This is a genomic window from Planctomonas psychrotolerans (assembly GCF_008642235.1).
In the GTDB taxonomy this organism is placed as follows: domain Bacteria; phylum Actinomycetota; class Actinomycetes; order Actinomycetales; family Microbacteriaceae; genus Planctomonas; species Planctomonas psychrotolerans.
This window is the reverse complement of the sequence record NZ_SJEV01000001.1, coordinates 855617-878026: the sequence shown is the minus strand read 5'-3', so window position 1 is coordinate 878026 and position 22410 is coordinate 855617. Positions and strand designations below refer to the sequence as shown.

The 22410-nt window shown below is 70.1% G+C and carries 15 protein-coding genes, 1 tRNA gene and 1 other RNA gene; 8 read left to right on the top strand and 9 right to left on the bottom strand.

The genetic code is table 11. The features are described from left to right. Positions 1–236: 236 nt before the first annotated feature. From EY822_RS03795 to EY822_RS03775, 5 genes are all read right to left on the bottom strand, one after another. Complete coding sequence (locus EY822_RS03795; protein ID WP_150307054.1) at positions 237–1598, bottom strand: ABC transporter substrate-binding protein; 1362 nt, start codon at positions 1596–1598, stop codon at positions 237–239. 248 nt (positions 1599–1846) lie between these two features. Then, positions 1847–4555 carry an alpha-mannosidase gene (locus EY822_RS03790; RefSeq protein WP_150307053.1) on the bottom strand — a complete coding sequence of 903 codons (2709 nt, stop codon included), beginning with the start codon at positions 4553–4555 and terminating at the stop codon, positions 1847–1849. Next, positions 4552–5172: a D-sedoheptulose-7-phosphate isomerase gene (locus EY822_RS03785; RefSeq protein ID WP_150307052.1), complete on the bottom strand. Its 621-nt coding sequence runs from the start codon at positions 5170–5172 to the stop codon at positions 4552–4554. The genes EY822_RS03790 and EY822_RS03785 overlap by 4 nt, the downstream gene beginning before the upstream one ends. Next, entirely contained in the window at positions 5165–6187 is a 1023-nt protein-coding gene (locus EY822_RS03780) for an ROK family protein (RefSeq protein WP_227497006.1), read from the bottom strand. Before EY822_RS03780 ends, EY822_RS03785 begins: the two co-directional genes overlap by 8 nt. Before the next feature lie 12 nt (positions 6188–6199). Then, positions 6200–8095: an MBL fold metallo-hydrolase gene (locus EY822_RS03775; RefSeq protein ID WP_150307051.1), complete on the bottom strand. Its 1896-nt coding sequence runs from the start codon at positions 8093–8095 to the stop codon at positions 6200–6202. 222 nt (positions 8096–8317) lie between these two features. On the opposite strand from EY822_RS03775, the gene EY822_RS03770 reads away from it, so the two are divergent. Continuing rightward, positions 8318–8893, top strand: coding sequence for an alpha/beta fold hydrolase (locus EY822_RS03770; RefSeq protein ID WP_150307050.1), 576 nt, complete (start codon positions 8318–8320; stop codon positions 8891–8893). A gap of 10 nt (positions 8894–8903) precedes the next feature. On the opposite strand, the gene EY822_RS03765 is transcribed toward EY822_RS03770, so the two are convergent. Then, complete coding sequence (locus EY822_RS03765; RefSeq protein WP_150307049.1) at positions 8904–10499, bottom strand: FAD-dependent oxidoreductase; 1596 nt, start codon at positions 10497–10499, stop codon at positions 8904–8906. Positions 10500–10739: 240 nt separating this feature from the next. Here EY822_RS03765 and EY822_RS03760 point away from each other — a divergent pair, with 240 nt between their 5' ends. From EY822_RS03760 to EY822_RS03750, 3 genes are read left to right on the top strand one after another with little or no spacing between them, the layout of a single operon-like run. Beyond that, positions 10740–11969 (top strand): multidrug effflux MFS transporter, encoded by a 1230-nt coding sequence (locus EY822_RS03760; protein WP_150307048.1) that lies wholly within the window; start codon positions 10740–10742, stop codon positions 11967–11969. A gap of 9 nt (positions 11970–11978) precedes the next feature. Beyond that, on the top strand, positions 11979–12668 hold the full coding sequence (locus EY822_RS03755) for a phosphatase PAP2 family protein (RefSeq protein ID WP_227497005.1): 690 nt from the start codon (positions 11979–11981) through the stop codon (positions 12666–12668). Between the two features lie 4 nt (positions 12669–12672). Next, the gene (locus EY822_RS03750) at positions 12673–13797 is read left to right on the top strand and encodes a heparan-alpha-glucosaminide N-acetyltransferase domain-containing protein (RefSeq protein ID WP_150307047.1); all 1125 of its coding nucleotides are present in this window, start codon (positions 12673–12675) and stop codon (positions 13795–13797) included. 35 nt (positions 13798–13832) lie between these two features. Here the strand turns inward: EY822_RS03750 and EY822_RS03745 are convergent, their stop codons facing one another. The 3 genes from EY822_RS03745 to EY822_RS03735 form a co-directional block, all read right to left on the bottom strand. Continuing rightward, a complete protein-coding gene (locus EY822_RS03745; RefSeq protein ID WP_227497004.1) occupies positions 13833–14765 on the bottom strand; it encodes an aminoglycoside phosphotransferase family protein in 933 nt (310 codons plus the stop codon). A gap of 204 nt (positions 14766–14969) precedes the next feature. Next, a tRNA-Ser gene (locus tag EY822_RS03740) sits at positions 14970–15054 on the bottom strand. Positions 15055–15197: 143 nt separating this feature from the next. Next, positions 15198–15878, bottom strand: a complete 681-nt coding sequence (locus EY822_RS03735; RefSeq protein WP_150307046.1) for an SDR family oxidoreductase — start codon at positions 15876–15878, stop codon at positions 15198–15200. Between the two features lie 69 nt (positions 15879–15947). Here EY822_RS03735 and ffs point away from each other — a divergent pair. The 4 genes from ffs (at position 15948) to EY822_RS03715 (ending at position 22409) form a co-directional block, all read left to right on the top strand. Continuing rightward, an RNA gene (ffs, locus tag EY822_RS03730) (signal recognition particle sRNA small type) lies at positions 15948–16044 on the top strand. A gap of 146 nt (positions 16045–16190) precedes the next feature. Next, the gene (gene pta / locus EY822_RS03725; protein ID WP_150307045.1) at positions 16191–18371 is read left to right on the top strand and encodes a phosphate acetyltransferase; all 2181 of its coding nucleotides are present in this window, start codon (positions 16191–16193) and stop codon (positions 18369–18371) included. Continuing rightward, entirely contained in the window at positions 18368–19564 is a 1197-nt protein-coding gene (locus EY822_RS03720) for an acetate/propionate family kinase (RefSeq protein WP_150307044.1), read from the top strand. Before pta ends, EY822_RS03720 begins: the two co-directional genes overlap by 4 nt. 427 nt (positions 19565–19991) lie before the next feature. Beyond that, positions 19992–22409: a DNA polymerase III subunit gamma and tau gene (locus EY822_RS03715; protein ID WP_150307043.1), complete on the top strand. Its 2418-nt coding sequence runs from the start codon at positions 19992–19994 to the stop codon at positions 22407–22409. The last annotated feature ends 1 nt before the right edge of the window (position 22410 follow it).

Genomic DNA, 22410 nt, shown 5'->3' with positions numbered 1-22410 from the left:
CCTCACCCCGGCGGGGGACCGCCAGCCCACACGGTCAGCCACGCCGGAGATCGCGCGGTGCCGAACCAGCCACCGCGCGCCGGGCGGAAGGCGGAAGGACCCCACGTCGCGGCGTCGCCCGCACCCGCGGGACCGAGAGCGAGAGCCCCCTGTCGCAGAGCCCCCGCGCGAACGAAAACGGGCGACCCCCGCTTGTCGCGAGGATCGCCCGTTCCCGGTTGGCATTCCCGGGAGGATTAGCCCACTGCCTGGTCGTATGCCCGCATCGACGCTTCCTGCGCGTCGGTCAGAGCCTCCTCCGGGGTCTTGTCGCCGAGGAGCGCGGAGGTGACCGCGTTCTTCAGCTCGGACTGGATCTCCTGGCCGGCGGGGGACGCACCGAACGACACACCCTCACTCACCACGTCGTAGTAGGTGCCGATGGTCTGGTCGAAGCCGGCGTTGCCGCTCTCCGTCACGAACTCCTCGCGGATCGCCTGGTCGGCCTCCGGGGAACCGGTGAAGAGGCCGGTGTTGATCGCGCCCGGCGTGCTCGCGATGGTCTCGGCACGGGCCTCACCGGCAGCCATCCAGGCTTCCTGCGAGGTGAGGGCGAGCATCCAGTCGCAGGCCGCCGCGGGATTCGCCGCGCCCACCGGGATGACGAACGACGTGCCGCTGGCGACGGTGAAGGGCTCACCGTCCTGGTTCCTGAACGGCACCGCCTCGATCTGCACCTCCTCCACGTAGGGGGTCAACACGTTCACGTACCACTGCGGGTTCACCTGCGCGGCCACCTGGTCGGCGGTGTACGGGTTGGCGTCACCGAAGACATCGAAGGAGTCGACGAAGCTCTTGACCTTCGCGTATCCGCCCTGGGCGTCCATCAGCTCCTTGAGGTAGGCGATCGCCTGCGCGTTCTCCGGGGTGTCGAGCGCGGGCACGCCCTCGTCGTCCATGAGCTGTCCGCCATAGCCGAGCAGCCACAGACCCGCCTGATTCACGGCGACCGGATCGAAACCGAGAATCGCGGGGTTGCCGCCCGACTCCTGGTACATCTTGGTCGCGGCCTCGAGCAGCACCTCGGGCTGGGACGTGTCGATCTGGTCCGCCGTCACGCCCGCGGCGTCCATGACGCGCTTGTTCAGCATGATCGCCGGCGGCTGGTAGAACTGCGGCACGGCCCAGATGTTGCCGTCATAGGTGACGTCGTCGACGACCGACTGGTAGTAGCGTTCGGCCGGGTCCACATCGTTTCCGCTGAAGCAGTCGTCGAGCGGCTGGATGAGGTCCTGGGCGGCGTAGGTCGCCACGAACTGGCGGTCCATCTGCACGACGTCGGGTACCTGGCCGCTGGCGGCACGGGTGGTGAACTTCTGGGCATCGAACCCGGTTGCGTCGATCTCGACAGTGACGTCGGAGAGCTGCTCCTCCGCGTAGTCGAGGCGCGAGGTGCCGACCTCGTCGGCGTTGTCGAAGCCCCAGGCGTTCAGCGTGCCGGTCGGCTCATCGGAGAACGTCGCTTCGTTGGTTTCCGCGCCTCCTCCCGCACATCCGGCGAGCACTGCGACGGATGCCGTCATGGTGATCGCGAGAAGGGTTTGCTGCCGTTTTCTCATCTGTGTTCCCTTCGGAGTGACAACGCGGCGGCTCCATCGCCGTCCACGGGTGGGTGGATTCGAGCGGAGGCTGGAATCCTTTCCACACTGCAACGTAACTGAGCCGGACGCCCCCGACAAGGGTCGCGCGGCCTGAAGTGCTGATCGGTGGCGGAACTGTTATCGCCCGGCGGGCACGCGGATCCGCGGGCATCCGCCGTCGTGTGGCATCGATGCCACACGACGGTGTGCCGGGCGTGCCGAGGGCGTCAGCCCGGATCGGACGGATCCGCGCCCTCGGGGAGCGACGCATTGGCCTGATCCTCCGCGGCGGGCTCGGCCGGGGAACCGATCGGTTCCGTGGTACCGGTCTCCGGTGCGGCGCCCGGAGCGGACTTCCCGGCGACGGCTTCGATCGCGTCCTCGAGCAGATTCACCTCGGCGACCGGTCTGCCAGGATCGCGCGGCACCCGGAACGTGCGGATCTGGCTGGGGCCGAACGTCTCCTCGAGCACCCGGTCCACGAGCGGGAGCTCGATCCTCGCGGTCGTGCGTTCCCCGCGCAGCTCGACCGCGCGCACGATGAGGTCTGCCCCGCCGGTGCCCGGATCGGTGACGGCATCCTCGCTGCCCTTCAGAGCGGTCAGGAGGATCCCCTCACCGCCGTCCGAGGCGAACGAGTGCTGCGACGGCAGGGCGCCGCCGTGGAACGACTCGAGCATGGCCCGCACCGGCGACCCCAGCACGGTCGCGCGACGGGTGGGGGAGTTCTCCCGCCAGTCCCCGGTGTGCGGCGCGAGTTCGTAGCTGAAGCGCTGCACGCCCTGATCCTGGAAGCTGTAGAAGCCGTCGGGGTCGAGCAGGCGCGGGTCGTGCCACGAGTAGACCGGACTGCGCGTGGCCGTGATGCCCACGCTCGGTTCGTCGCCGGGGGAGGTGTCGAACCCGTGCTTGTTCGTGGTGATCACGGTGAGTCCGGCGGCATCACCGTCGATGGTGCCGGTGAGGTCGACCCAGGCCTGCGCGGGCTCCTCCGCTCCGTCGACCGGCCGTTCGATCGACCCGAACGGGATCTCGTAGGTGGCGCGAACATCCCGGAGCGCGGTCGGAACCCGCAGTTTCAGCAGATGCGCCTGCTCCCGCCAGTCGAGCGTCGCGGTCACGCGCAGCACGGCGCTGTCCGCATCCAGTTCGAACTCCTCGGAGAGTGTCGACGCGCCCCAGGTGCGTTCCACGCGCACACGGGATCGGAGCGGCCCCGACTCGCGGAGCACGATGCGCTTCAGGGCCATGGTGTCGCCGGGCCACGCGTACGACACGACCCGGTGCCCCCAGGTGTCGGTCGGGTCCTCGCAGACCTGGGTGTGCGACCGCCCGTCGACGCCGGTCATGAGATCGGCGCCGGACCGCTTGTCGAGATACGAGCGGATCCATCCTGTGTCGGCGTCGAGTTCGATGCGCACCAGGTCGTTTTCCAGCACCGTCTCGCTCACGGCCAGCACCGATCGCGCGGCCGCCGAGTCGGCGGGCGTGGGCCCCGGCCGCATGCGGTAGAGGCGGTAGCCGAGCGGCGGAAGCTCCGCGCGGAACGCGATGGCGCCGCGGGTGGTGTCCCCCGTGGTGGCGGTGGACTGGGTGTACTGGCAGGGGACGGGCGTGCCGTCGGCATCGACCATGTGCACGCCGCCGCGTTGCGCCCCGTACTGCATCTCGACCGTCGTCGTCACCGGCCACGGGTGCTGGTTGAAGACGAGTACCGGCTGGGTGCCCTCCTCCAGTGGCACGTTCACCTGGCGGGCGAGGATGTTGTGGGCACGCACGAGAATGCGCTTGGCGATCGACACCGCCTCGCCCAACTGGTCGCGGGCGTCGTCGTACGAGGGCTCGATGGCGGACCCCGGCAGCACGTCGTGGAACTGGTTGAACAGCACCTGCTTCCAGGCCGTCTCGAACTCGGCGCGCGGATACTCCACGTCGTCGCGGAGAGCCACGATCGCCGCCCACCGCTCGGCGGAGAGGAGGGCGAACTGCGCCCGCTTCTGCCACGCCTTGATGCCGGAGTGCGCGGAGTAGCACCCGGGCGCGTGATGCTGCAGGTCGTCCCGGCGCACGGGCAGTGCGTCGAGGAATCGGTTCCCGCGCGCGATCACCTCGTCGAAGTAGTGCCGGGGGGAGGCCATCGTCATCCTTCCGAAAGAACCCATGCGGTCGTACCGGTGGATCGACTCGATGTTGGCCTTGGTCGGGCCGCCGCCGTGGTTGCCCACCCCGTAGAAGACCATGAGGTTGCCGAGCGACCGGTCGAGCTGCCCGAGCGCCTTGTCGACCTGGCCGTCCACTGCGCCGGGCGGGCTCCCGTACTCGTACGGGATGCGGTATCCGAGCACCCGGCTGCCGTCGGGCGCCTCCCACCAGAAGAGGGTGTCGGCGAAGTCGCTCTCGTGCGGGCCGGGACGCAGGAACACGTACGAGTCCAGGCCCTGGCCGCGGAGGATCTGCGGCAGCATGGCGTTGTGGCCGAACGGGTCGACGTTCATGCCGACCGATGCCATCCGGCCGAAGCGGGACCGCAGGTAGCGCTGACCGTACAGCCCCTGCCGCACGAAGCTCTCGCCCATCGGCATGTTGCAGTCCGGCTCCACCCACCAGCCGCCGGTGTTGACCCAGCGGCCCTCGGCCACGCGCTCGCGGATGCGCTCGAACAGCTCGGGGTCCGACTCCTCCACCCAGCTGAGCAACACCATCTGGTCGCAGGTGAACACGAAGTCGGGATACTCGTCCATGCGGGAGATCGCCGACCAGAACGTCGCGCGGGCCTCCTGGTAGCCCTCCTGCCACGGCCACAACCACACGGGATCGAGGTGCGCGTTGCCGATCATGTACAGGGTGCGATCGGGCGTCGCCACCGGCCGGGGTACGGGCGGGAGGTCGCGCGAGCCGAGCCCGGACGGGGCATTGGACATGGGCGCCGCGCTCATGCGAAGGCCTCGTCTCCGGCGGCCCAGGCGTCGACGTACTCACTGATCGCGTGCAGCATGAACGTGTGCATCTCCTGGATTCTCGGGGTCGTGCTCGACGGAGCGAGCAGTGCCACATCGGCGTACCGCGCTGCGGGTCCGCCGTCGCCGCCACCGAACAGCACCGTCGTCGCCCCGCGCTCCTGCGCGGTGCGGAGGGCGCTCACGATGTTCGGGGACGTGCCACTCGTGGTGAACGCGGCGACGATGTCGCCCGGTCGCGCGAGCCCGGACACCTGCCGGGAGAAGACGTCGTCGAAGGAGTAGTCGTTGGCGATGCAGGTCATGGTGGTGGGATCGGTGCTGAGCGTGACCGCCCCGAGCGCTCGCCGGTCCCTCTTGTAGTGCCCGAGGATCTCCCCGGTGAAGTGCTGCGCGTCCGCGGCGCTGCCCCCGTTGCCGAAGGTGAGCAGGAAGTTGCCGCGCTCGAACGCGGAGACGAGCAGGGCAGCGACGGAGTGCACGGCCGGCAGCAGAGCCGACATCGCCTCCGCCGCTCCGATGTGGTCCCGGAGCTGCTCGGTCATCCAGTCGGGTGCGACGGCGGACGGCGCATGCGGCAGGTCGGTGTCAGGCATGGGCGTGCTCCTTCGTCAGGTCGAGGGCGACCGCTCCGGCGCCGACGACGCCCACCTCGTCGCCCAGGGCGGAGAGGCGGATGCGCACGGCGCGTGCGGCGGGGGGCATGGCTGCGGCGAGTACGGCCGAGCGCACGGGGTCGAGCAACGCATCGCCGGAGCGCGTCACCCCGCCTCCCAGTACAACCAGGTCGGGCTCGAAGACGTTGACGAGGTCGGTGATGGCGCTGGAGAGCGCATCGGTCGCTTCCCGCCAGACGGCGGAGGCGATCGGGTCACCCGAGGCGGCAGCAGCGGACACGTCCTCCGCACGGACCTCGGCGAGGTCGCGGAGCGATGACGGGTCGGACGACGCGCGGAGTGCCTCGTCCGCCCGCTCGGCGATGGAGGTGCCCGACGCCACGCTCTCCAGGCAGCCCCGTCGGCCGCACCGGCATGCGCGACCGTTGGTGTGCACCAGGATGTGTCCGAACTCTCCACCGTTGCCGGCCGCGCCGCGTCGGAGTGCGCCGCCGAGGATCGCGCCGCCCCCGATCCCGGTGGACACCGTGAGGTAGAGCATGGATTCGACGCCGTCGCCCGCGCCGAACCGGTACTCGCCCCAGGCCGCGGCGCTCGCGTCGTTTTCCAGAGCGGCGGGCACGCCGAACTCGGCCGACGCCAGATCGACGATCGGAACGGCGTCCCACCCGGGGAGGTGCAGGGGGCCGAGCAGGATCCCGGCTCGCGCGTCGAGCGGTCCGCCGCAGGAGATGCCGACGGCGTCGATTCCCTCGACGGCCCCCGAGGCCGTCGCCTGGCGGATGGACTCCGAACCGAGGTCGAACAGACGTCGCAGGATGGCGTCCGGACCCTCGGCCCGCCGGGTGGGCTCCACGAGGAACGCGTGCGTCCGCCCGTCGTCGGTGACCACGGCGACGGCGAGCTTGGTGCCACCGATGTCGAGCGCCAGCACGGCGCGTCTCGTGCCCGCCATGTCGCTCGCTTCCCGCCGCCCCAGCGACCGTTCTGGCATCGTTCCCATAGCCTAGGCGCGCGGAGCGGGGGAAGGCAAGGAGACGGTGCCGACGGTGAGGAGCGCCTCGGCATGCTGTCCCAGCCGCAGCGATCCGATCGTGACGTCGACGGCCAGTCGTTCCCGCCGGGAGAACGCGCCACCCACGAGCACGTCGTAGGAGAGCGCCGCCTCCTCACCCGGGGTCAGCATGCGTTCGAGCACCGTGGGCTCCGCCCGCCATCCGGCCGGCACCACGGGCACGATCCGCGCGAGGGCTGCGCCGGCGTGCGGGTTCCGCACCGTGACGGTGTAGCGCACGGTCGAACCCGCCGGGCTCGTGCACCGGTAGGGCGAGAGACGAGCCAGCACGCTGTCCGCTCCGAGGTCGAGTTCGTCGAGGGGCAGGAGCGCGTGGTGCATCTCGATGAGATCCTCGCCCGCGTAGTCCAGGTAGTCGAGGTAGCCCTCGTCCACCCAGCGCGCGTCCCAGTGTCCGCTGGCGAGGAGACCGGGTGCGACACGCTTGTAGAGCCTGGCGCTGTGGCGGTAGTCGTCGATGCGGAAGCGGTTGCGGTACTGGTAGTTGAGGATCTCGCGACGGTCGCCGCGCACTCCGAGGCCCTCCTGCTGGTCGCCGGTGAAGAGCACCCGCACGCCGTCGACGACCACCTCGAACGCCGCCGCGAACAGCGTGTGGCCGGGCAGTTCGTGCACCGTGATGGAGTACTCGTTCCACTGCACTGCCTCGCCGAGGGGGAGCACGCGGTCGGACCGGATGGGCTCGTACCACTGGCAGGGCAGGTCGTGCTGCAGCGGGTCGTCGAGGATGGGTGCCACGTTGGCCGGCGTCCACACCTCCGTCCCCTCCACCTCGCGCAGTATCGGCAGCCCCGCCACGTGGTCGTCGTGGTAGTGAGTGGCGAGCGCCGCCGAGATGCGGGTCACACCGAACTGCTCCCGGAGGGCCGGTAGCGACGCCAGCCACGGGCGCCGCGCCGCACGGTCCGAGCCGGTGGGCAGACCGGTGGTCATGTCGTAGCCGAAGTCGATGAAGAGCGCCTCACCGGTGTTCGACAGCAGCACGTAGCCGGTCGACATGCTCGACCGGTTGATCAGCAGGTGCTCGGTGATGCGGGTGTACGGATGCGCCAGGCGGTCCCGGAGGTCCCACGCGTACCAGCGCTGCGAATCGACCAGGGTCTGCATGCGCTCCGCCAGCAGGCCGAGCGCGTCGTCGGGTGCGGACATGGGGTCGCCGTGGGAGGGCAGCAGCAGGTCGAGGTGCTCGCGCTGCAGCAGCAGGCAGCTGATCACGGTCATCGCCGGGCCCTCGCTGTTGGTGTACGACCACTGGGTGGAGGCCAGCGACCAGACCTTGCCGGGCGCGTAGATGAGGTCGCCGGAGAACGCGAGCGCGCCGCCGTTCCGCTGCACGACATAGGTGACCGAGCCCACGGTGTGGCCGGGGGTCGGCAGCACCCGGATCGGGATGCCGCCGTAGTCCGTGGTGCGGTACTCGCGCACGGTGCTCGTGACCGGAACCGCGTCGAGCAGGGAGAAGCGGTCCTGGCGCACGTTGTAGTCGTTGTCGAGCGGTCGCGTCGCCCACATGTCGTTGACCTTGGCGAACAGGTCGACCTCCACGGGCGGGACGTGGATGGCGATGCCCTCGTCGACGGCCCGCGGCAGGCCCTGCCCTTGGTCGCGGTGGTGATGCGTCATCAGCACGTCGGTCACCCGGTCGATGCCCAGCTCGTCGAGCAGGTCGAGCACCATCCCGGAGCCGAAGTCGATGGTGATGGCGGTGCGCCTGCCGTCCGCATCCGGGTCGGCCACGAGCACGTACACGTTGCAGGTGTCGCGCACGCGGAAGATGCCGGGTGCCACCTCCTCGACCGCACCCGCGTCCGCCCGGAGGGCTGTCATGTTCGGGATAGGACTTCGCCTCCTGGCGCTCGATCGTGGAGGGCCCGGAGCGGGTCGCCGCGTTCTCGACGAGGCGGCGCGTCTCTGAGCCTGGGTGAAAATCGTATCTGGCATCGATCCCAGAGAGAAGATCAGCGCCTCTCGGGATTTCGGGCATGCGGCGCTGCGGCGCTGCGGCGATCGCGCGCAGACTCCTGTCGACCGGGGAATACCCTAGAGCCCATGCCGTCGACGATCAGACTGAACTCGGGTGTTCCCTCGAACGCTCCGATTGCACTGGTGCTCCCCGGCGCCGGGTACACGGTGCAGGCGCCTCTGCTCTACTGGTCCGCGCTCGCGTTGACGGAGGCCGGCTGGGACGTCTGGTCGGTGGACTGGCACGCCGACATCCGAGCGGCCGGCCGCCAGGATCCGGCGCGCTTCGTGAAGGATGCGCTGGTGCAGGCGATCCGGGAGCTGCCGAGCGCTCCCTCCGCGGTGATCGGCAAGTCGGTCGGCTCGTTCGCGCTGCCGTTCTTCCTCGAGCACAACGTGCGAGGTGCCTGGCTGACGCCCATCCTGACCGATCCGCGGGTAGCCGCGGCGGCTCAGCGGGCGTCGACCCGTCACCTCTTCGTCGGAGGGACCGCGGACCCGCTGTGGCGGCCCGAGGGCACCCTCCCCACCTCCCCGAACGTCATCGAGGTACCGGAGGGCAACCACAGTCTGGAAATCCCCGGTGCCGGGTGGCACCGCTCGGCGGCGGCGCAGCTCGACGTCGTGCGCGATATCGTCGCCCACCTCACCGATACCCGATAACGGCGCGGACTCACAGCGCCAGGATCTGCCCGGCGTCCCTCAATCGATCCTGCAGGATTCCGACATCGACGGCGTGCACGTCGCCGGGGGAGAAGCCGCGCGATGCGCCACCGGCCCCGACCGGTCCGGTCAGCGACATCGCCGCGGCGAGCCCGGCCGCCGCGCCCATCATCTGGTACTGCACCTCCATCCGGATCGACGCGAACGCTACGTGCGACGCCGACACGCACACGGGCACGAGCAGGTTGCGGCAGTGCTCCGGCCGGGGCAGCAGCGCGCGGTAGGGGATGGGATACGGGGGAACGGGCACCGACAGGTATCCCTCGGTGAAGACCATGCCGATGGGCCGCGGATGCTCGGGAACGAACCGCCACGCGCGCTGCACTTCGCGCACGTCGATGTGGTACGAGCCCATCGCGATGACATCGGGCTGGCTGTGCGCCCCCATCAGGTCGTGCTCGGTGACCACGGTGGCGCCGATCATCCGGCGGGCCTCTCGCACGTAGAGCTGGTGCGGGTAATGATCGGTGTCCGGGAATTCGTCGGCGGCGAGGCCCCAGCGTCCCAGCTCGGCGCGCACCGACGCGGGCACGGCGGGGTCGTTGGAGAGGAACCAGAGGAAGTCCTGCGCGTGCTGCAGGTGGCGCAGCCTCAGCTCCTCCCTGCGCGGGGGACCCGCCTCCGGATACTCCCACGCCGATCCATCGAGCACGCTCAGCGAGAACGGACCGAGCGAGTTCCCGTCGGCCTTTCCGTTCGGCAGGTTCTGCTCCAACCCGAGCAGGCGACCGGCTCGCGGCTCCACTCCCGTCGCCGCCCAGGTCGCGAACACTCTGCGGCCGAGTTCCCAGTGCGCCTCGTCGTAGCCGTCCCGGCGGGTGAACGGGACCCGGTCCGCGGCAGTGGTGAGACACAGGCGGAAGCCGTAGGACATGACGCCACCGTCGCCCGCACCGACGTCGACCATCGGCTCCGTGCGGATCTGCGGCAGCACGGCGCCCGGGCGTTCACCGCTCGGGTCGTCGACGAAGGGGGAGATCCAGGGTGGCATCGTGTGTCGGCCGGGTAGCAGCTCCTGCCGGCCGGCGTGCGGTTCGCCGTGCAGTGCGCGGTCCTCGCGCCCCACCCGGGACGGCACGCCGGCCAGGTGCATCAGGTCGCCCTCGTAGCTCGCATCGATGAAGACCGCCGCCGACACGGAGAGCCCGGAGGTCGAGGTGATCGAGGTGATGCGGGCATCCGCGCTGTCGACGGAGGCGATGCGGTGCCCGAACTCCACCCGCACTCCCGCGGTGCGGAGCCAGCGCCGGAAGATCCGCTCGGCGACGTGCGGTTCCGGGCCCGCGAAGCGTCCGGGCGTCGCACCGTAGTGGTCGGCGACGTCCGCCCGGAAGCGCGCCGCCACACCCCCGACGACCCGCGGATCACCGATGTCGGTGTAGCCGAGCCCGCCCGACACCATGCCGCCGACGTGGCCCCCGGGCTCGAGGAGGAGCACCTCCGCGCCGGCTTCCGCCGCGGTGACGGCAGCGCACACCCCGGCGGCCGTCGCGGCATACACGACGACCTCGGCACTGAGCTGCGCGCCGTGCGCGGAAGGTTCCATGGGTTGTGGCAACGTATCCACATCGATGCGTCGGGTCAACACCGGGATCGTCGCTCGGGCCCCTTCGCGTGAATGCGCGGCTACGCTGAAGGTGCCGGGTACGGCGGGAATTCGGCCCGCTGGGGAATAGCTGCAACCGCAGATGGTTGTCCCGGTAGTTCTCCGTCCTCTGTCGACCGGGTGACGCACTCGGCAGACGGGGCGTTTCCGCGGTGCCGTCCACTCCCGCAAGGAATCTCTGTGACTACCGTCATCCATCCCGGTGACTCGCTCTCCCGCCGCGAGAGACTCGTGTACATCTTCGTGCTGGGCGCCCTCGTCGGGCTCGGGCCGTTCACGATCGACCTCTACCTTCCCGCGTTGCCCGTCATCCAGACCGACCTCGCAGTCGATGAGGGCACCGTGCAGCTCACGCTGAGCGCCACCATCATCGGGTTCGCGCTCGGTCAGCTCGTGGTCGGCCCGTGGAGCGACAAGGTGGGCCGGCGGATACCGCTCATCCTCGCCACCGCGGTGCACATCCTCGCCTGCTTCGGCGCGGCCGTGGCACCGGACATCACCTGGCTGATGGTGGCCCGCGTGCTGCAGGGCGTCGGCGCGGCGGGCGGCGGCGTGGTCGCCATGGCCACCGTGCGAGACCTGTTCGGCGGGAAGCCCCTCGTGCGCATGCTCTCGCGGCTGGCGCTGGTGACCGGTCTGGCGCCGATCCTCGCCCCGCTCATCGGTTCGCAGCTGCTCCTCTTCCTGGACTGGCGCGGCCTGTTCGTCTTCCTCTGCATCTACGGGCTGCTCGTGATCATCGCGGCGTCGCTGTTCATCGTGGAGACGCTGCCCAAGGAACGCACTCGCGACTCGGGCCACAGCAGCGTGCTGCAGCGCTACAAGAGCGTGTTCAGCGACCGGATCTTCGTGGGCATCGCCATCATCGGCGGGTTCTCCTTCTCCGGGCTGTTCGCGTACCTCGCCGCGTCGCCCTTCATCCTGCAGGACCTCTACGGCCTCGACCCGCAGCAGTACGGCCTTCTCTTCGCCCTCAACTCGCTCGGCATCGTGATCGGCACCCAGGTGAGCGCCCGGCTCATCCCGCGGGTGGGCGCCGCGTGGATCCTCACCGTCACCACCGCGGTGCAGCTGCTCATGGCGGTGGCGATCATCGTCCTGTCGATGGCCGACGCGGGAATCCTCGGCGTGCTCATCCCCTTGTGGATCTTCATCTGCGCATGCGGCTTCGGGTTCCCCTGCGTGCAGGTGCTGGCGCTCGTGAACCACGGTCACGAGGCCGGTACGGCGGCGTCGTTGCTGGGCGCGATCAACTTCGGTCTCGCCGGGGTCATCTCCCCCGTCGTCGGCTTCCTGGGCACCGACACGGTGGTGCCCATGGCGGCGGTGATGGCGGTCACGTCGGTGGTGTCGATCTTCTCGATCTGGTTCATCGTGCGTCCACGCACAGTCCCCGCACTCTCGAACTAGGCTCGAATGATGGCCCTCTCTCCCGAACAACGGAAAAAAGAAGCCGGCGCCTATAGGGTGCAGCTGCGGTGGCCGCTCATCAGCGGCCTGATCGCGGTGGCGCTCGTCATCCTCGGCGGGTTGCTCATCGCCGTGCGCGACTTCGAGATGGTTCCGTTCGAAATCGACGAGGAGTGGATGGAGGAGCTGGTCGAGCGCCGCGACCCCTTCGGGCAGGCCACGGCGGAGCTCTTCGACCGACTGGGCGGCGGCGTCATCGGCGTATTCGTCGTGCCGCTCGCCATCATCGCGGTGCTGCTCATCGTGAAGCGCAAGTGGGCCGCGCTCTACTTCACCGTGGCCACCATCCTCAGCGCCGGTCTCGTGCAGCTCATCAAGAACACGGTGGACCGGCCGCGCCCCGAGGAGATCCTCATCGCGGCGGACTTCGGGTCGTTCCCGTCGGGGCACACCGCGAACGCCGCGACCATGGCGGTCACCCTCGCGCTCATCCTGCGCCGGTACTGGATCTGGATCGTCGGTGCGCTGTACGTGTTCGCCATGCTGGTGAGTCGCACCTACCTCGGTGCGCACTGGCTCACCGACACCCTCGGCGGCATGCTGCTCGGCGCCGGCATCGCCTTCATCGTCTGGGCGCCGTTCGCGCACCGACTGCACCTCGAACGGCGGCGCAAGCAACCTGACGCCGAGGTCACCTGACCCCATGCCATCCGCCCGTCTGTCCGGGGCTCCTCGCCCCGAGGATTCCGCGTCGCGACTGCATGGCATCGACGTGGCGCGCGGCTTGGCCGTTCTCGGAATGATGGCGGCGCACGTCGGCATTCGCGACGACTTCGACTTCGCGTCTCCGGACACCTGGCTGGGCGTGGTCGACGGGCGCTCGTCCATCCTGTTCGCCACGCTCGCGGGTGTGTCCATCGCCCTCATGTCGGGACGCACTCGGCCGCTGGCGGGGGACGACCTCGTGCGCGTGCGACTGCGCATCCTGATCCGCGCGGTCGTGATCTTCGCGATCGGCGGACTGCTCACGATGCTGGCCACGCCCGTGGGGGTGATCCTCGAGTTCTACGCCGTCATGTTCGCCCTGTCGCTGCCGTTCCTCCGGGTGCATCCGCGACAGCTCTTCGCGCTGGCCGCTGCATTCGCGCTCCTCGCGCCGCTCGTCGATCTGCTGCTCGTGGAGCGACTCGACCAGTCGGTGCTGCAGGAGAGCGTGATCGTGGAACTGGTGGTGACCGGCCAATATCCCGTTCTGATCTGGTTGACGTTCGTGTTCACCGGGCTCGGCATCGGGCGGCTCGACCTCACGTCGGCCCGTATCCAGGGTGCGCTCGTCGTCGCGGGCACCCTGCTCGCCATGGTGGGGTACTCGTTCGGCGTGTTCACGAGCCGTGCGCTCGCGGCGTTGCCTGAGGCGGACCTCATCTTCACGGTGGAACCGCACAGCGGATCCGTCTTCGAAGTCGTGGGTTCAGGGGGCTTCGCCATGGCGGTGCTGGGTCTCTGCCTGTGGGCGACCGATCGCCTCCGGCCGGTGCTCTTCCCCCTCGAGGCGACCGGGGCGATGGCGCTCACGGCCTACACGCTGCACATCGTGGCGATCGCCGCCCTGCTGCCCTCCGTGGGACCGAGGGAGCTCGAGGTGAGCGACAACTCGCTCTACCTCGCCTTCCTGTTCGTCACGCTGGCCGCCGCGACCGTGTGGCGACTGACCCTCGGTGTCGGGCCGCTGGAACGGGCCCTCACCTGGCTCACCCGTCGTGCGGCGCCCGGTGCCCCGCCCCGCCCGTCTCCCCGCGTGCCCCTGTCTCCTCCGGTGAGCGATTGATCCGGCATCCGTGCGCCCGATGCCGGATCAATCGCTCACTCGGTGAGGACGGTTCCCGCCTGCCCGAGGCCGGCGAGGGCGTCCTCGGCCCGGCGCCCGATGGCGAGCGGGATGGCGGCCGACGTGTCGTCGCCGTCGGCCAGGAACCAGGATGCGGACAGCGCGCAGTAGGCGACGATCCAGCGCAACAGCCGGGCGGGCTCCAGTCCGGCCGCCTCGGAAACGACCTCCACCTGACGCTGCAGCCGGTTCGGGAGCAACGCAACCTCGGCAGTGGGATTGCAGAAGATGTTCGCGAAGTCGAAGGCGCGATCGCCGCGCACATTCTTCGGGTCGATGGCCAGCCAGCCGTCTGCACCGAACCGGAGCACGTTGCCGTGGTGCAGGTCGCCGTGCAGCACCACGACCTCGTGCTGATCGTCGAGAAGCTGCTGCGCCAGTGCGGCGGACCGGGCGAGGAATCCCCCGTGCTGCGCTCCGGTGCGGAAGAGCTCCCGGAAGTACCGGGCGAGCGGCAGCGTCGTTGCGGGGGGCTCGTCGCGGACGGCGTGCAGGCGGGCGGCGGTGGTCACGAGGATGCGGCTGGCGCGGTCGTCGTCGGTGGGAATGCTCGTGGTGCCGGTGCCGGTGCCGGTGCCGGTGCCGGTGCCGCGGCCACCGGCGAGGTCGAACAGTGCGGTGTCGTCCTCCGCCCGCTCGAGTACGAGGGTTCCGGAGTCGTCGTGCTCGAACACGGGCGCCGCACCGCGACCGGCCCACCACACCATGACGGAGCCGCCCCGGCGCTCGTCCTCGGTGCGCGGCACCTTGAGCATGGCGGGACGTCCGCGCCGGGTCACGGGAGCCAGATGACTGCTCCGGGTGGAGAACGGGTCGCCGTCCGGCGTCAGCCCCCAGATGCCCGAATACCGGGAGACGACGGCGTCACGTTCCGCCCGGTCGTCGTCATCGCTCGCGCCCGTGTCCACGCGATCACGCTAGCGGCACCCGCCGCCGCCGGGCCGTACGGTCGCTGAGCCTGTCGAAGCGACGCAACCTAGCGCAGGCAATGGGCCATGCGGTCACTGAGCCTGTCGAAGCGATGCAACGCAGACAACGGGCCGTACGGTCGCTGAGCCTGTCGAAGCGACGCGACACGACTCGATCACGCGGGAGATCGTCGTACACAAGTGCGGAGGATGGGGGATTCGAACCCCCGAGGGCTTTCACCCAACACGCTTTCCAAGCGTGCGCCATAGGCCACTAGGCGAATCCTCCTGGCGGGTCGACTCCCTGAGGTGCGGAGGCAACGACCACTGAGCATACTACCCGCGGCAGGCCCCGGCCGAATCGCCTCCGGCATCCTGACGCGCTCCGCCCCGGATCGACCGCGGCCCCGGCGGCGGCCGGGGCGGTTCCCGTCAGTACCGGAGCGTGGCCAGCGCGTCGGAGACCGTGTCGCCGCCGCTGATCGCCTCGAACTGCTGGCGGATGCCGACGCCCTCGACGAGCGACGTCGCGACGATCGCCGCGACATCGGCGCGCGGGATCGAGCTGCGCCCGGTCGAGATCGCGAGGGTGACGAGACCGGTTCCCGGCTCGTCGGTGAGGCCGCCCGGTCGAACGATCGTCCAGTCGAGGTCGCGCTCCCGCACGGCAGCATCCGCTTCACTCTTGGCCCGCAGGTACACCTGGGAGACGTCGTCGTCGGAATCGCTGTCCACGCGCTGCGCCGCCTCGGAATCGAAGTCGTCGGTGGCGATGGCCGACACCAGCACGTAGCGGCGGATGCCCGCCCGCTCGGCCGCGTCCGCCAGCAGGATCGCCCCGTCGCGGTCGATCGTCAACTTGCGCTTCGCCCCGCTGCCGGGGCCGGCCCCCGCCGCGAACACGACGGCGTCGACGCCGTTCAGTGCCGCCGCGAGCGTGTCGGCGTCGGTCTGCTCGAGGTCGAGCACGAGCGCCTCAGCTCCCTCCGCCTCGATGTCGGCGGTCTGATCGGCGTTGCGAATGATCGCCACCGCCTGGTGGCCGGCATCCGCGAGTTGGCGCTCGAGCAGTCGGGCTATCTTTCCGTGTCCTCCGGCAATGGCTATACGCATGCCCCCACGCTACGCGGGTCAGCCGGGGCGGGAAGGGGAGGGCGGCCGCGATGGGTCCGGTACACTGTTCTCGGCTCCTCGCGTGGCGCCACCCAGGCCAAATCCCCCAGGACGGAAACGTAGCAAGGGTAACCGGGCTCTGGCGGGTGCGCGAGGGGTCCTTTCTCGTTAAGGCGCGGACGGCGGAGCGCCGGCCGCGGAGCGCCGGATGTGTGGCCGGGTCGGAACCGCATTGCACCGCTTCATGTGCGCCCGCCCTGCATCCGGCACACGCCATCGCCGCACGCGACCATGGTCCGTAGGGTGGGAGACATGGCACGGAGCATCTACATCACGTCCGCAGAAGGCCGGTCCGGCAAGTCCACCGTCGCACTCGGCGTGCTGGACACGCTCGGTTCCACCATCTCCCGCGTCGGAGTCTTCCGCCCGATCGCTCGATCCATCACCGAACGCGACTACGTGCTGGAGCTGCTGCTCGGGCACGTCGGCGTCGACCTCGACTACGACGAGTGCGTGGGAGTCACCTACGACGACGTCCACGCCGACCCGGATGCGGCACTGTCGCGCATCGTCGAGCGGTACAAGGCCGTCGAGCGCAAGTGCGACGTGGTCGTGATCGTCGGATCCGACTACACCGACGTGGGCAGCCCCACCGAACTCGGCTACAACGCGCGCATCGCCGCCAACCTCAGCGCCCCCGTGCTGCTCGTGCTCACGGGACGCCGTCCCGACGAGTCGGGCGGGCGCACCGCCGACGAGATGCGCCAGATCACCGAGCTCAGCCTGCCCGAACTCGTCGCGGCGCATGCCACCACGCTGGCGATCGTCTCGAACCGCTCCGATGCGGACACCCTCGAGGAGATCGAGGCGGCGATCGAAGCCGTTCTTCCCGATGCGCTCGAGCCCGCCGGCCACGACGTGCCGGTGTGGGCGATTCCCGAAGACCCGCTCCTCATCGCCCCCACCGTCGGCGAGCTCCTGACCGCGGTGGAAGGCAGTCTGCTGAAGGGCGACGAGGCCCTGCTGTCGCGCGAGTCGCTCGGTGTGGTCATCTCGGCGATGTCGATGGAGAACGTGCTCGCCCGCCTCACCGAGGGCGCCGTCGTCGTGGTGCCGGGGGACCGCAGCGAAGTGCTGCTTGCCGTGCTCATGGCGCACGCGTCCGACACCTTCCCGTCGCTCGCCGGGATCGTGCTCAACGGAGGATTCGACCTCTCGCCCACGATCGAGCGGCTCATGTCCGGCCTCGACCAGACGCTGCCGCTCATCCTCACCGAGCTCGGCACGTACGCGACCGCCCAGCGCATCACGCAGACGCGGGGCCGACTGTCGGCGAACTCGCGCCGCAAGATCGACACGGCGCTCGACCTGTTCGAGAAGCACGTGAAGAAGGATGCGCTGATGGGCATCCTCGACGTGCGTCCGTCGTCGGTGGTCACCCCGCTCATGTTCGAGTACCAGCTCATCGAGCAGGCGCGCACCGACCGGCGGCACATCGTGCTGCCGGAGGGCGACGACGACCGGATCCTGCGTGCCGCGGGCACCATCCTGCGTCGCGGCATCGCCGACCTCACCATCCTCGGTGAGGAGGTCGAGGTGCGATCCCGCGCGATCGGCCTCGGCATCGACCTCGGCGAGGCGCGCATCCTCAGCCCGTTCGACGACGTGCTGCGCGAGCGCTTCGCCGAGGAGTACACGCGGGTTCGTTCGCACAAGGGGATGGTGCTCGACATCGCCCGCGAGACGGTGACCGACGTGTCGTACTTCGGCACCATGATGGTGCACCTGGGACTCGCCGACGGCATGGTGTCGGGAGCCGCGCACACCACCGCGCACACCATCCGTCCGGGGTTCGAGATCATCAAGACCCGCTCCGGCGTCTCGGTGGTGTCGTCGGTGTTCCTCATGGCGCTGCAGGACCGGGTGCTGGTCTACGGCGACTGCGCCGTGAATCCCGATCCGACCGCCGAGCAGCTCGCCGACATCGCCGTGTCGTCGTCGGAGACCGCGACGCAGTTCGGCATCGATCCCCGGGTCGCCATGCTGTCGTACTCGACCGGTGAGTCCGGTGCGGGGGCGGATGTCGAGAAGGTGCGCACCGCCACGCACCTGGTGCGGGACCTGCGACCCGACCTGCCGGTGGAGGGGCCGATCCAGTACGACGCCGCTGCCGACGCCGCGGTCGCCGCCGCCAAGATGCCCGACTCGCAGGTCGCCGGCCGCGCGACGGTGTTCATCTTCCCCGACCTCAACACCGGCAACAACACGTACAAGGCCGTGCAGCGGAGCGCGGGGGCCGTGGCCATCGGGCCGGTGCTGCAGGGGCTGAACAAGCCGATCAACGACCTGTCGCGGGGTGCGCTCGTGGAGGACATCGTGAACACCGTGGCCATCACGGCCATCCAGGCTCAGGCGATCGCCGCGACCGCGGAGGCGAGCGCGGCAAATGCCCGGGCCGCCGGACCGGCCGCAGCAGCAGGGGGTGCCTCGTGAGCGTCGTGCTCGTCATCAACTCCGGCTCGTCGTCGTTCAAGTACCAGCTCATCGCCGTCGACGAGGGTTCCCGCGAGCACGAGGTACTCGCGTCGGGCCTCGTCGAGCGGATCGGCGAGCCCACCGGTGCCGCTCGGCACACCACCCCGGCGGGCACGTCGGAGATCGAGCGTCGCATCGTCGACCACACCGACGGCTTCGGCGTCATGACCGAGGCGTTCCGTGAGTACGGCCCCGACCTCGACGACGCCACCGTGGCGGCCGTCGGGCACCGCGTGGTGCACGGCGGCAAGCGCTTCTTCGCCCCCACGGTGATCACGGCGGGAGTCGAGCAGGACATCGATGAGCTCGGGGCGCTGGCGCCGCTGCACAACCCGCCGAACCTCGAGGGCATCCGCGCCGCCCGCCGGGTGTTCCCGGACGTGCCGCACGTGGCGGTCTTCGACACGGCGTTCCACCAGACCCTGCCGCCCGAGGCCTACACCTACGCGATCGACGCGGGCATCGCCGAGAAGCACCGCGTGCGCCGCTACGGATTCCACGGGACGTCGCACAAGTTCGTCTCGGAGTCGGCGGCCGAGTTCCTCGACCGCCCCCTCGCGGAGTTGCGCACGATCGTGCTGCACCTCGGCAACGGGGCATCCGCGTGCGCCGTGCGCGGGGGCGTGTCGATCGAGACGTCGATGGGCATGACCCCGCTGGAGGGTCTCGTCATGGGCACCAGGTCGGGCGATCTCGACCCGGCCGTGCTGTTCCACCTGCACCGACAGGCCGGCATGGACATCGCGGAGCTCGACACCCTGCTCAATCGCCGGAGCGGGCTGCTGGGCCTCACCGGCACGGGCGACATGCGCGACGTGCAGTCGGCGGCCGATTCCGGTGATGAGACCGCCGCAGCCGCGCTCGCCGTGTACCGCCACCGCCTCCGGTCCTACATCGGTTCGTACATCGCCCACCTCGGCGGGGTGGACGTGATCGCGTTCACGGCCGGTGTGGGCGAGAACAATGCGCAGCTGCGCGCCGAGACGCTCGACGGGCTCGCCCACTTCGGCATCCTCGTGGATGCGGACCGCAACGCCGCAAGGTCGCGCGACACCCGGATCATCTCCACGGACGACTCGGCGGTGACGGTGCTCGTCGTGCCCACGAACGAGGAACTGGAGATCGCGAGGCAGACGCTGTCCGTGTCCTGAGGCTCTCGCGGCGCCGCCCTCTGGTCCGACGGACGCGCTGAGGACATGCGCACCGGTTAACGCAAACAGCACCTCGAGTCAGGGGGGGATTCTCGAGGTGCTGTTGCGTTCCGGCACCCACTTTTCGGGTGATCTGGTGCCGGTCGTTCGGGTGGTGGTGCGGTGCTAGGTGTACTGCGGTGATGCGGCCCAGGATGGTGCGGGAAACGCTGCCGTCGGAGTGCGGCAGGGTGCGCTCGGGAAGCCTGGGCGCTGAGCGGAGGACCCTCGTGAGGCGCTTTCCCCGCTTGTGAATTCATTCTGCCGGGGGGACAGACAGACTGGTCAGTCCCACTACGGGGGGTGTGCAGCGGGGCTACTCCGGCGGGCTGTCCCCGGCTCCGCCCCGCGCTCGGGGAAGGTCGGACGTCGCGACTATCCTGAGGTGGTGGTCACCGCCCTGTATCGCCGTTACCGGCCCGAAAACTTCGCCGAGCTCATCGGTCAGTCGCAGGTGACCGATCCCCTCATGTCCGCCCTCCGCTCGAACCGGGTGAATCACGCCTATCTCTTCAGCGGCCCGCGCGGGTGCGGCAAGACGACCTCCGCGCGCATCCTCGCCCGCTGCCTCAACTGCGTCGAGGGTCCGACGGACACGCCCTGCGGGGTGTGCCCGAGTTGCGTGGAGCTGAGTCGCGACGGTGGAGGGTCGCTCGACGTCGTCGAGATCGACGCCGCAAGTCACAATGGCGTCGACGACGCCCGCGACCTGCGTGAGCGGGCCATTTTCGCTCCCGCGCGCGATCGATACAAGGTGTTCATCCTCGACGAGGCGCACATGGTCACGCCTCAGGGCTTCAACGCGCTCCTGAAGATCGTGGAAGAGCCGCCGGAGCACGTGAAGTTCATCTTCGCCACCACCGAGCCGGAGAAGGTGATCGGCACCATCCGGTCGCGCACGCACCACTACCCCTTCCGCCTGGTGCCGCCCGCCCAGATGCTCGACTACGTGCAGCGGCTCTGCGACACGGAGTCGGTGCAGGTCGCGCCCGGCGTGCTGCCGCTCGTGGTGCGCGCCGGTGGCGGGTCGGTGCGCGACACCCTGTCGCTGCTCGACCAGCTGATCAACGGATCCGACGGGCCGACGGTGGAATACGCGCGCGCCGTCGCCCTGCTGGGCTACACCCACGGCGCACTGCTCGACGAGGTCATCGACTCTCTCGCGGTCGCCGACGCGGCGGGCGCCTTCGCCGCAGTCGACCGCGTGATCCAGACCGGGCAGGACCCGCGTCGCTTCGTCGAGGACCTGCTCGAACGCCTGCGCGACCTCATCATCGTTGCCGCGACCACCGCCGAGGGAGCGGCGGCCGTGCTGCGCGGCGTCCCGCAGGACGAGCTCGATTCGATGCGCGTTCAGGCGTCGAAGTTCGGTCCGACGGAGCTGTCCCGGGCGGCGGATGTGGCCAACGCGGCCCTCACCGAGATGACCGGTGCCACGTCACCGCGGCTGCATCTCGAGTTGCTGATCGCCCGCATCCTCGTTCCGGCGAGTGACGACACGCACCGCGGAGCCCTCGCGCGGGTGGAACGGCTGGAGCGTCGCGTCGGCGTCGTTCCCGCGCCCGCCGCCGGTGCCGCCGCCGACGCCGCCGCCGCCGGGCCGGTCACGGTGCCCGAGTCCGCTCCGGTCCCTGAGTCCATCACGGTCCCTGAGCCTGTCAAAGGGACGTCCGCACCCCGAACGGATGCCGGCCGACGCACCACGCCCGCGCCGGTCCCCGAGCCCACCAGGGGCGCTGAGCTCACTCCGGTCCCTGAGCCGACCACGGTCCCTGAGCCGACCACGGTCCCTGAGCCTGTCGAAGGGACGTCCGCACCCCGAACGGACGCCGCCCGACGCACCGCTCCCGCCGCCGCGAACGCACCCGCCGCCGCACCCGCTCCGCCTGCCGCGGCGCCGCCCGCGACCCCGATGCCCGTGTCGTTGCAGCAGCTGAAGGACGCGTGGCCGCAGATCGTGGAAGCGGTGCAGAACACGAAGCGCAGCGCCTGGATGGTGGCGGTCACGGCGACGCCGCGCGGGCTCTCCGAAGACAATGTGCTGGCCCTGTCCTTCCCGAGCCAGAACGACGTGGACAGCTTCAAGGAGCGCGGCGGCACGCCGGGGGAAGGCGTGAGCGACATCCTGCGCAACGCAATCCTCGCGGTGCTCGGCATTCGCGTTCGCTTCACCGCCCGGGCCGATGGTCCGCCGCCGGCGGCCACGCCCCCCGCCCCGACCGCGGCGCCGAAAGTGGAGCCCGGCGGATGGGCCACCGTAGCCATCCCGAACTCCGGATCCGGCACCGACGCCGCACCCTCCCCGACGCCCGACCGCCGCACGCCCGCGTCGACCCCGCAGGCCGCCCCGGCGGCGCGGGATTCCCGATCGGGCGAGCCCGCTCGAACTCCGCAGTCCAGCGCCCGGGGGGACGCATCATCACGCACCGGATCCGCGCCGGGCCCGGCCCGACCCGATGCGCCCCGGCCCGATGCCCGCTCGGCGACGTGGCCCGATGAAGAACCGCCGGAGCCGGACGAACCCGAGCCCGACTGGACGCGCAGCCTCGACGAGTCGTACCCGCCCGCGGATGAGTCGCCGGGAGTGCCGGCGACTCCCGCAGGGTCCGGTGCACGCACGAATCGCAACGATGGTCGCGGCGGTCCGTCCGGCGCATCCGGTCGCTCGCCGAACGGCTCGACCGGTGGTGGACAGCGCTACGGGGAGTCCGTGGTGCGCGAAATCCTCGGAGCCAGCTTCATCGAGGAGAAGCCGGTGACGCGGTCGTCGAGACCCACCATCCGTCCGACCGGTGACGGGGGCTGAC

Excerpts from the sequence above, each read along its gene's own strand:
- EY822_RS03735 (WP_150307046.1), bottom strand. The coding sequence starts at position 15,878 with ATGCGTATAGCCATTGCCGGAGGACACGGAAAGATAGCCCGACTGCTC.
- EY822_RS03780 (WP_227497006.1), bottom strand. The coding sequence starts at position 6,187 with ATGCCAGAACGGTCGCTGGGGCGGCGGGAAGCGAGCGACATGGCGGGC.
- EY822_RS03785 (WP_150307052.1), bottom strand. The coding sequence starts at position 5,172 with ATGCCTGACACCGACCTGCCGCATGCGCCGTCCGCCGTCGCACCCGAC.
- pta (WP_150307045.1), top strand. The coding sequence starts at position 16,191 with ATGGCACGGAGCATCTACATCACGTCCGCAGAAGGCCGGTCCGGCAAG.
- EY822_RS03775 (WP_150307051.1), bottom strand. The coding sequence starts at position 8,095 with ATGACAGCCCTCCGGGCGGACGCGGGTGCGGTCGAGGAGGTGGCACCC.
- EY822_RS03790 (WP_150307053.1), bottom strand. The coding sequence starts at position 4,555 with ATGAGCGCGGCGCCCATGTCCAATGCCCCGTCCGGGCTCGGCTCGCGC.
- EY822_RS03750 (WP_150307047.1), top strand. The coding sequence starts at position 12,673 with ATGCCATCCGCCCGTCTGTCCGGGGCTCCTCGCCCCGAGGATTCCGCG.
- EY822_RS03770 (WP_150307050.1), top strand. The coding sequence starts at position 8,318 with ATGCCGTCGACGATCAGACTGAACTCGGGTGTTCCCTCGAACGCTCCG.
- EY822_RS03795 (WP_150307054.1), bottom strand. The coding sequence starts at position 1,598 with ATGAGAAAACGGCAGCAAACCCTTCTCGCGATCACCATGACGGCATCC.
- EY822_RS03755 (WP_227497005.1), top strand. The coding sequence starts at position 11,979 with ATGGCCCTCTCTCCCGAACAACGGAAAAAAGAAGCCGGCGCCTATAGG.
- EY822_RS03765 (WP_150307049.1), bottom strand. The coding sequence starts at position 10,499 with ATGGAACCTTCCGCGCACGGCGCGCAGCTCAGTGCCGAGGTCGTCGTG.